Consider the following 8,462-nt stretch of genomic DNA (forward strand, 5'->3'; position numbering starts at 1 on the left):
CGGAAAGAAATTCAGAATCTAGTATTTTCATTGCCAGGTAGAATTTTTCCTGGTTCTCAGTATTTTTATTTTACCCGTGCGCTATCAATCCTTTATCGCGCTTTGGCGCGACTTGAAATCCGCTTGGAATAACGCTTGCTAAATTTTCAATCACCCAGTGTTCTCAGCTATGTTTAGCATTAGGCGAGGGTGAGAAGTTTTAAATACCCCGTGCTAATTCCATCCTGAAAATTCCTGCTGCTAAACCCCAAAGGGCAAAGGCGCGGCAAAGCGTTTGTCTGATGCCGTTGTCCGAATTATTTGTCCATTAGATTCCTTCTTGATTATGGCTTCCCAGCCTGCGTAATCAGCCACAATGGAAACCCGTGTGCTTATGAAAGCCACTGGTATGGAGGTTAAAATGAAACAGAACAGATTTAAACAAACCATCACATCCCTACTGACTCTATTGACCCTACTGATTTCGACGCCCGTCGCGCTCGTTGCGCAGACCGCAAACACCGGCGTTGTGACAGGCGTTGTCAAAGATCAATCCGGCGCTGTCGTATCAAACGCGACGGTCAAAGCCATCAATAAAGGCACCAATGCCGAACGCCTGGTGACCACCAGCGACACCGGCGCGTTTGAACTGACGCAACTGACGCCGGGCGAATATCGCATTGAAATCGAAGCCGGTGGCTTTGCCAAATATGTGCAGGAACCGGTCACCGTCAATGTCTTGTCGCGTGTGACCATCGAACCGGCACTCAAACCCGCAGGCTCTGCCGAACAGGTCACGGTTACGGGTGAATCGTCGCCGGTTGTTGAAACGACTAAGACCGATGTCGGCGGCGTGGTCACCCAAAAACAATTAGAGAGCCTGCCGGTCAACGGTCGCTCATTCGCTTCGCTTGCGGTACTCATTCCGGGCGCTACGCAAGCGCCGTCTTTCGATCCGACCAAAGCCCGCACCGGAACTTTTTCCATCGGCGGTTCGACAGGTCGCAATGTCAACATCACCATTGATGGCGGTGACAACAAAGACAATGTCGTCGGCGGCATTTTGCAGAATTATTCGATGGAAGGCATTCAGGAATTCGCCCTTTCGACCCAACGATTTTCCGCAGCCAATGGGCGGTCGGGCGGCGCTTTGCTTTCGGTTATCAACAAAAGCGGAAGCAATGACCTGCACGGTTCGCTGTTCGGATTTTTCCGCGATGATACATTCAACGCCAGCGCGCCGAAAATTTTAGCCAAAGCCAATCCGATTATTTTTTCCGACCCCAACGATGTCGTTAAACCCGCCTTCAGTCGCCAACAATTCGGTGGCTCACTCGGCGGTCCGGCGATTAAAGACAAGCTCTTCTGGTTTGGCACCGTTGAACATACACGCGAGCGCGCGACGTCCATTGTCCCGACCGATACTGTGAGTCAAATTCAATTGCTCGCGCCGCTCGGTTACAACGTTGACCGATTTTTCCCGCAACCCTTCGATGATACGCAATACACCCTGAAAGGCGATTGGCATCCGCAAGATAATCACGCCTTCTCGTTGCGTTATGCGCAACAAAACAATGAAGCCTTAAATGACCAGGCGGGCTTTTTAATCGTGCAAACCGATTTGAGCGGAGGCGATAGACAGTTGAATGACCTGCATAGTCTTCTCGGTTCATGGACGTGGACAGCCAATTCCAGAACCGTCAATCAATTCCTCTATCAATGGTCAACCTTCAACAACCGCATTCTCGCAACCTCGGATTTGCCGAATCTGGCATTCGCAGATGGCATCGTTGTCGGGCGCAATGCCAATGTGCCGCAACAAACTACGCAACGCAAACATCAATTCCGCGATGACCTCAGTTGGAATGTCGGCAATCACGCGCTGAAATTCGGCGGCGATTATGTGTTCATTCCCGAAATCGGCGGCTTCTTCAATTTCGTATCCACCCCCAATTATCTTTTCGGTGACACCATACGAAATATTTTGACCGATACGGCGACTTATCCGCAGGGGCTGAACACCCCCGGAAGCGTCATTCAAATCGTGCTGGCGGGCGGCGACCCCAGCACAGCTTTCTTAGATAACTCGCATCAATTTTCCGGGTACGCCCAGGATGACTGGCGCGTCTCACGCAGACTCACACTCAACCTTGGTGTGCGTTATGACGTTGACCTGGGTTTCGTTGATGCCAAGCGTCAGGAGAGAAATCGCGCCGTCCGGGCTTTGCAGATTATCGGAAGTCCATACGGACAACGCATCGCGCAAAACGACACGAATAATTTTTCACCGCGTCTGGGGTTTGCCTATGACGTATTCGGCGACGGGCGTTCGGTGGTGCGCGGCGGTTATGGACTTTACTATGACCAGTCATTCCAAAACGTCGTCACCTTTGCGGTGCAACAGGCGCACGATGAAATTTACGGGCAACTGGTCAATGACGATGATGGACTGAGTTTATCATCGCCGGTTCCAACGATTCCGCGACCGTTTACCAATCCGCTCATTCCGATTCGCGGGCGGTTGATCGACCCGAATTTTGAATCGCCATACAGCCAGCAAACCAACATCGGTTTCGCGCAGGAAATCGGTCGAAACATGGCTTTGGAATTCGATTACATACACATTCTCGGACTCCATGAGTTCACCGGTTTAGACATCAATCCGCGCATCGGGCCGCTCATCGGCGCAGACCGCAACAGCCCGACGCCGCCAAGACTCCTGGCTGATGCTTTCGCAGCCCACGCCGCCGAACTCACGCAGGAATTCGGCATTCCCAATCCCTTTTCAAGAATCACTGTGGCGCAATCCGATGGGCGCTCGCGTTACGATGCGTTCACGGTGTCGCTGCGCAAACGCTACAGCAATCGTTTTCAATTGAACACCCATTACACCTTGTCGAAAGCTGTGACCTGGTTTGGTCTGTCAGGCGATTTCGGACAAGCGCCGCAAAATCCGTTCAACAAATTTGATGCGGCGGCAGATTTCGGTCCCACAAGTTCGGATGAACGTCATCGCTTTGTGGTATCGGGAATTTTTGATTTGCCTTGGGGCATTCAATTATCGCCCATCCTGCAATTTGCCTCAGCGCGTCCGTACAGCATCTTCCCCGAAGGCGCTGATGACATCAATAAAGACGGTATCTTCAACGATACGGAAACTCGCGATGGCAATGACCAGAATCATTTACCGCCCAACAGCGAACGCGGCGATATATTCTCGCAAGTCAATCTGCGGGTCGCCAAAAATTTCAATTTCCGCAATGACCGTTTCAAAGTGGGATTGTTCTTTGAGGCGTTCAATCTGTTCAACACGGCAAATTTTGGAGCCGCGTATCAACAGGTTGTTGGCACGCCCGACTTCAAACGACCGATTAACTTTTACGGAGCGACAGGATTTTCCGAACCGCTTGGCATTCCGTTCCAGGCGCAATTCGGTTTCCGTTTCTCTTTCTAAAAACCTTACAAAATTGAAGTTGAGCAAGCGGGCTGAGACCGCGCCTTGCTCGTGAACAATTCAAATAAAAAAGCCGAAGCTCGTGAAGGCTTCGGCTTTTTTTATTCAACCTATAGCGATTTATCAACCGATGCGCGGTCTCAGCCCGCTTGCTCAACTGAAGGGTTGCTAAATGTACTGACTTCACATCATCCGAAACAATAGAGTTTGCCGTCTTGTGAACCAACGATGATTTTGCCCGATGCGATGGCTGCCGATGCGGAAATCGGCGCACCGGCGTTATACTCCCAAACCTTTGCGCCGGTTTGAAAATCCAATACATAAAATCGTCCATCGTTTGAACCGACAAACACCCGACCATCGGCAAGCGTCGGCGATGATTCCACACGCGCTCTGGTGGTAAATGTCCACAAGGCTTTGCCGGTGCGGGCGTTCAAACAATGAACCATTTTGTCGCGCCCGCCAACCACTACACGCCCGTCAACTACGCCCGCCGAAGCATAAAAGGGAAACTGTCTTTGCGGATGCGAATAACGCCAGGCAATGCGTTTGGTGGTCAAATTCATACCAATCACTTCATTGTTGAAGTTGCCGAAATAAGCGAAACCATCAAGTATCACCGGCGATGCGCCGACATATGCGCCTGCGGGAATTTGATAAAGCTCTTTGCCATCCGATACGCGAATGGCGCGAAAAATTTCATCGCAACCGGCAACATAAGCAATGCCGCCAACGACTGCGGGGGTGCAGTGCACATAGCCGCTGGTTTTCGCCTGCCACAGCAATTTGCCGCTTCGCGCATTGAAACAGTAAAGGTTTTCATCATACGAACCAATCAGCACTTTATCATCAACAATGACCGGCGAAGATTTGATTTCGGCATTGGTCTTGTAAGTCCACAGCCTTTGCCCGTTACTCGCATTGACGGCATGAAAAACCCCCGTCATATCGCCGATATAAACGATGCCACTCGCGACCGCCGGTGAAGAAGTTTCAATATCGCCCGTCGAATATTTCCAATGTACTGCGCCGCTGTTTAAATCAAGCGCAATCAATTCGCCTTTATGCGAGCCGACATAAACCACGCCATCTTTGATTGCCGCAGACGATTCGATAGATTCGCCCGCGTCATAGGTCCATAGAACCTTTAAATCGCGCGGCACACTGGAAAGTGAAATCGCGGTGTTTTGCAAATTGCCGCGAAACTGCCCCCATTCGCCCGCGAAGGTGTATTTCTGAGAAAAGGCAAAAGGCGTTGCGTTGAAGACAAAAGGCAAAAGGCAAAAGGCAAAAGGCAAAAGTACCAATGCTTTTGTTGGTAATGCCCATCTGAAAATTCGCTTTGCTCTTTGATTAGGAAGTTTTTCTCCCATAAACAAAGGCGGGTTTAATTGTGATACCATCGCCTTCACAACACGCGAAAGCGACCCAGGTAATGCAAATTTGGCAGTAAATATTTTTGCCTTTTGCTTTTTGCCTTTTGCCTGTTGATTTATTAATACGCGCACTGGTAAACCTCCAAAGCTTCGATTTCGCCAAACGGACGCGGATTGAAGGTGCCTGTCCACTGGGTCGCCGCGTCTTTGGCAAGAATCTCTAAATCATCAATGTTGATTCCTGCGCTTGCCAAGCCTCTGGGTAAATTGCCTGCTTTAATTAAGCTTTCAAGTCGCAGGGCTAAGGCTTCGACCGGGTTTTCCTGAAATTTAAGTTTAGCAACTTGCGCGAGTTCTTCGTAGCGCGCCGCGACTACTGCGCCATTCCAGCGCACGACGTGCGGCAACATTAAGGCAATCGCATCGCCGTGCGGGGTGTTGTAGTGCGCGGTTAAGGGATTGGCGCAGGCGTGGGTTGCGCCAAGCATGGAATTTTCAATCGCTACCCCGGCAAAGTAAGCGCCAAGTTGCATCGCGCCACGCGCTTCGATGTTGGTTGGGTCGCCGAGGACTCGCTCGAAATTGGCTTCCAACAGTCGCCAGGCTTCGCGTGAAAACATTTCCGAAAGCGGATTGCGTTTGGTGGTCACATAAGATTCAACGGCGTGCGAGATGGCATCAAAGCCTGCGGTGGCGGTCACTTTTGCAGGTTGCGAGACGGTAAGGCGCGGGTCGAGTATCGCAACTTTAAATGCCGCTTTGGGGTCGCCGCAAGCCATCTTCACATGAGTCTCGGCATCGGAAATCAAGGCGTAGCATTGCGCTTCACTGCCTGTGCCTGCGGTAGTCGGAATGCCAATCATCGGCAACATCGGTTTTGTCGCTTTACCATAGCCCCAGTAATCGCGCATCGCGCCGCCATTGGTGAGCAGAAAATTGATGCCCTTGGTGCAATCCATAGAACTTCCGCCGCCAAGTCCGACAAGCGAATCGATGTCGAGCGATGCGGCATACATGCGCCCGCGTTCAATCATTCGCGTGTCGGGATTGGCTTCAAATTCATGAAAATTGAAAACCGTGATGCCCGATTGTTGTAAAGATTTGGTTGCCTGTTCGACATAGCCGCATTCAAAGAGACCAATATCTGCAACAATCAAGGTGCGACGAAAACCCAGTTTCAAGGCAATCTCGCCTAACTCTTTAAACCTTCCTTCGCCGAATATGATGCGGGTGTGTTTTTGAAAGTCGAATGGCTTCATAGTTGGTATGGAGCATGATACGCAAAAAATTACGGGATTTTCAAAGCCAGGCAAAGAGTCTTTTTCAACGACCGAAATTGGCTCCCTCAATTGAGAGAAAGTGGCTTTTGTAGCCAACCGCTCTTTCGATTAACATCCAAGTACGCTGTCCGTGTCTCCATTGGCATTTCGCCAAACCAAAATAAATTGCCAGAATGTTTTTTAATACAAGGACTGCAAACTTACCGAAATAATTAACGGAGGTTTTATTTTCCAAATTTATTAGTTTTTACAAAGCCATTTGGCAAACCTTTTTCAAGTAATGAGTTACTCATTTTCTTGCCTTTCAAAAAATAATCCAGATAAGAAAGCGAATACCGGCAAATCGTTTCATAACCTATTTGAGCAAAACCATCATTTTTTGACCACGGCTGAACTTTTTTTATCCCGAACAGGCTTGGAATAAAGCCTTCCAAAACATTAAAGTTACCGTGTCGTAACTCTTTGAATTCCAAATAATAAGATTCCTTCGGCAATTCATTAAAAATCAAAGGAATCGGTTCGGGTTGTCCGTTTGTCCCGATTGTTTCCCAAAGTAAGACGTAGGGAATATTTAACTTCTTCGCTTCAAGCATAAATCTACCTTGGTATGGCCCGCGGTCGAAACGAATCGAGCTTAAACCGATAACTAGATCAATATCCGATTGCCGCATTTGCAATTTGAGAGCAGACTCGCCGCCGTAACTCCACGAAATTACTGCGATTTTTTCGGCATCCCCATTTTTCATCAATCGCAAATTCGATAAAGCAGACTCCAAACCCTTTACGTGAGTTTCCAAAACTTCCAATTTTTTCTCAGGCTCGTTGATTTGAAAAGGAAACGGTAAAGGTTCGCCGGCATATTGAGCAAAAGCGACGATGAAACCATAGCTTGCCAAATATTCAGACAAAACCGATTGTGAAACGACGGTTGAATGCCGCGAACTCCACAAAATCAGCGGAAATTTCCCCTTAATCATTGGCGTTTCGCGACTTGCTTTCATTTTTGAATTTAAGATTTTGTCAGTAGTATCTTTATCAATTCCTTTGCTATCGCCTGTTATGTCTTGTGCTAAACTTTCGCTCAATTGGACATCTTTCAGATTTTTTTCAGACAGTTTGTAATATTCGACAAAGGTCATTGATTTTACGTTTTTAGAATTTTTCGCTGGATACCAGAGAAAAATCTCAATCGGACGCCCTTCCGAATCTTTTATAGTTTTTAGTCTCAAACCGACTTCATATTTACCTTTTTCAAGATTTCCCCAAAGCGAGTTTTGGGCAACTAAATCGGTTGAAACTGTTAAGAAAATTGCAAATAAAAATATTAAATATCTTGGCATATATCACTCGTTAGGAATAAATTTCGGGAAGATTAAAAAATTAGAATCCTTTATCGAAAATTGTTTTGATAATTTCGTCGCTGATAACTCGGTTGGCGGTTGTCTTTTCTAATTTTTCACCGGCATTTGAACAAACAATGACGACAATATTTTCATCGGGAAACCATCTTAAAACCGCGTTATGTCCCCAATCTTCGTTGCCTCGTGTCCAATATTCTGTTGTGTTTCGGATGGTTTGGCTAATAAACCAGCCATAACCGATGCCGATTCCGCTTGATGATTTTCGATGACTTAAAAAAAACAATTTGGTCGTCTCAGCACTCAGCAATTTATTGGATTTGATTGCCAGATAAAGTTTGAATAAATCAGCCGAAGTTGAATAGATTCCGCCGGAACCGATGTGGCCCCAATTTCGCCCTCTGGATTGAACAGAAAGATTATCGAGCTTTTGCCCAACTTTTCTTGCATTCAAATCGTCAATCTCACCCCAAAAATAAGTGTTCTTCATTCCGGCAGGTCGAAGAATTTCCGCACGGATAAATTCTTCATAAGACTTTTTTGAGCAATACTTCGGACAGGTTTTAAGCGATTATGTAACCGTTACAGGTCAATGGAATCAACGACTTGGAATTGCCTAATAGAATATTCTCAAAGTTAGCCTGCCACCTAACTTTAAGGTAATTCAACCCTACTTTGCAGATTCAACAACTTGTGAGCTTCCTATTTCAAAAAGTGTCCGAACCATTGTTGAGACAACTTCGATAATTGCCGCCAACAACTCAAAATTTTCATTGCTGTATCCAAAATCAGTCCCCGATTCAAATTCCAATGACTCATTCAGTATTTTTTTGACGGCAATCTCGCGGTTGGAAATTCCGTCCGCCATATATGACTGATTTAGTCCCGAACGGCTTTGTTGCATAAATAAAAATGGAAACAATCTTCCACAAGGTTATACTAGAAAACGCTTCATACGGCATAGCTGTCGGGCATTCCCAGATGGGTCATCCGGTTCAATGCCGCACAGCGCAAC

General features: G+C 47.5%; 5 protein-coding genes and 1 pseudogene. 1 reads left to right on the forward strand and 5 read right to left on the reverse strand.

Annotation, left to right across the window (positions count from 1 at the left end):
* The first annotated feature begins 400 nt into the window (after positions 1–400).
* Complete coding sequence (locus AB1757_25330; GenBank protein MEW6130382.1) at positions 401–3,433, forward strand: TonB-dependent receptor; 3,033 nt, start codon at positions 401–403, stop codon at positions 3,431–3,433.
* A 188-nt stretch (positions 3,434–3,621) separates the two neighbouring features.
* Here AB1757_25330 and AB1757_25335 read toward each other — a convergent pair whose 3' ends face one another.
* The 5 genes and pseudogenes from AB1757_25335 to AB1757_25355 all read right to left on the reverse strand — a co-directional run bounded on the left by AB1757_25335 (position 3,622) and on the right by AB1757_25355 (position 8,315).
* Positions 3,622–4,941: a PQQ-binding-like beta-propeller repeat protein gene (locus tag AB1757_25335; GenBank protein MEW6130383.1), complete on the reverse strand. Its 1,320-nt coding sequence runs from the start codon at positions 4,939–4,941 to the stop codon at positions 3,622–3,624.
* Complete coding sequence (locus AB1757_25340) at positions 4,929–6,068, reverse strand: iron-containing alcohol dehydrogenase (GenBank protein MEW6130384.1); 1,140 nt, start codon at positions 6,066–6,068, stop codon at positions 4,929–4,931. The genes AB1757_25335 and AB1757_25340 overlap by 13 nt, the downstream gene beginning before the upstream one ends.
* 245 nt (positions 6,069–6,313) lie before the next feature.
* Positions 6,314–7,429, reverse strand: a complete 1,116-nt coding sequence (locus AB1757_25345; protein MEW6130385.1) for a hypothetical protein — start codon at positions 7,427–7,429, stop codon at positions 6,314–6,316.
* Positions 7,430–7,469: 40 nt separating this feature from the next.
* Positions 7,470–7,979: pseudogene (locus AB1757_25350) on the reverse strand (serine hydrolase domain-containing protein).
* Between the two features lie 138 nt (positions 7,980–8,117).
* Positions 8,118–8,315 carry a hypothetical protein gene (locus tag AB1757_25355; protein ID MEW6130386.1) on the reverse strand — a complete coding sequence of 66 codons (198 nt, stop codon included), beginning with the start codon at positions 8,313–8,315 and terminating at the stop codon, positions 8,118–8,120.
* Positions 8,316–8,462 lie beyond the last annotated feature (147 nt).

The organism is Acidobacteriota bacterium (assembly GCA_040754075.1).
Classification (GTDB): domain Bacteria; phylum Acidobacteriota; class Blastocatellia; order UBA7656; family UBA7656; genus JBFMDH01.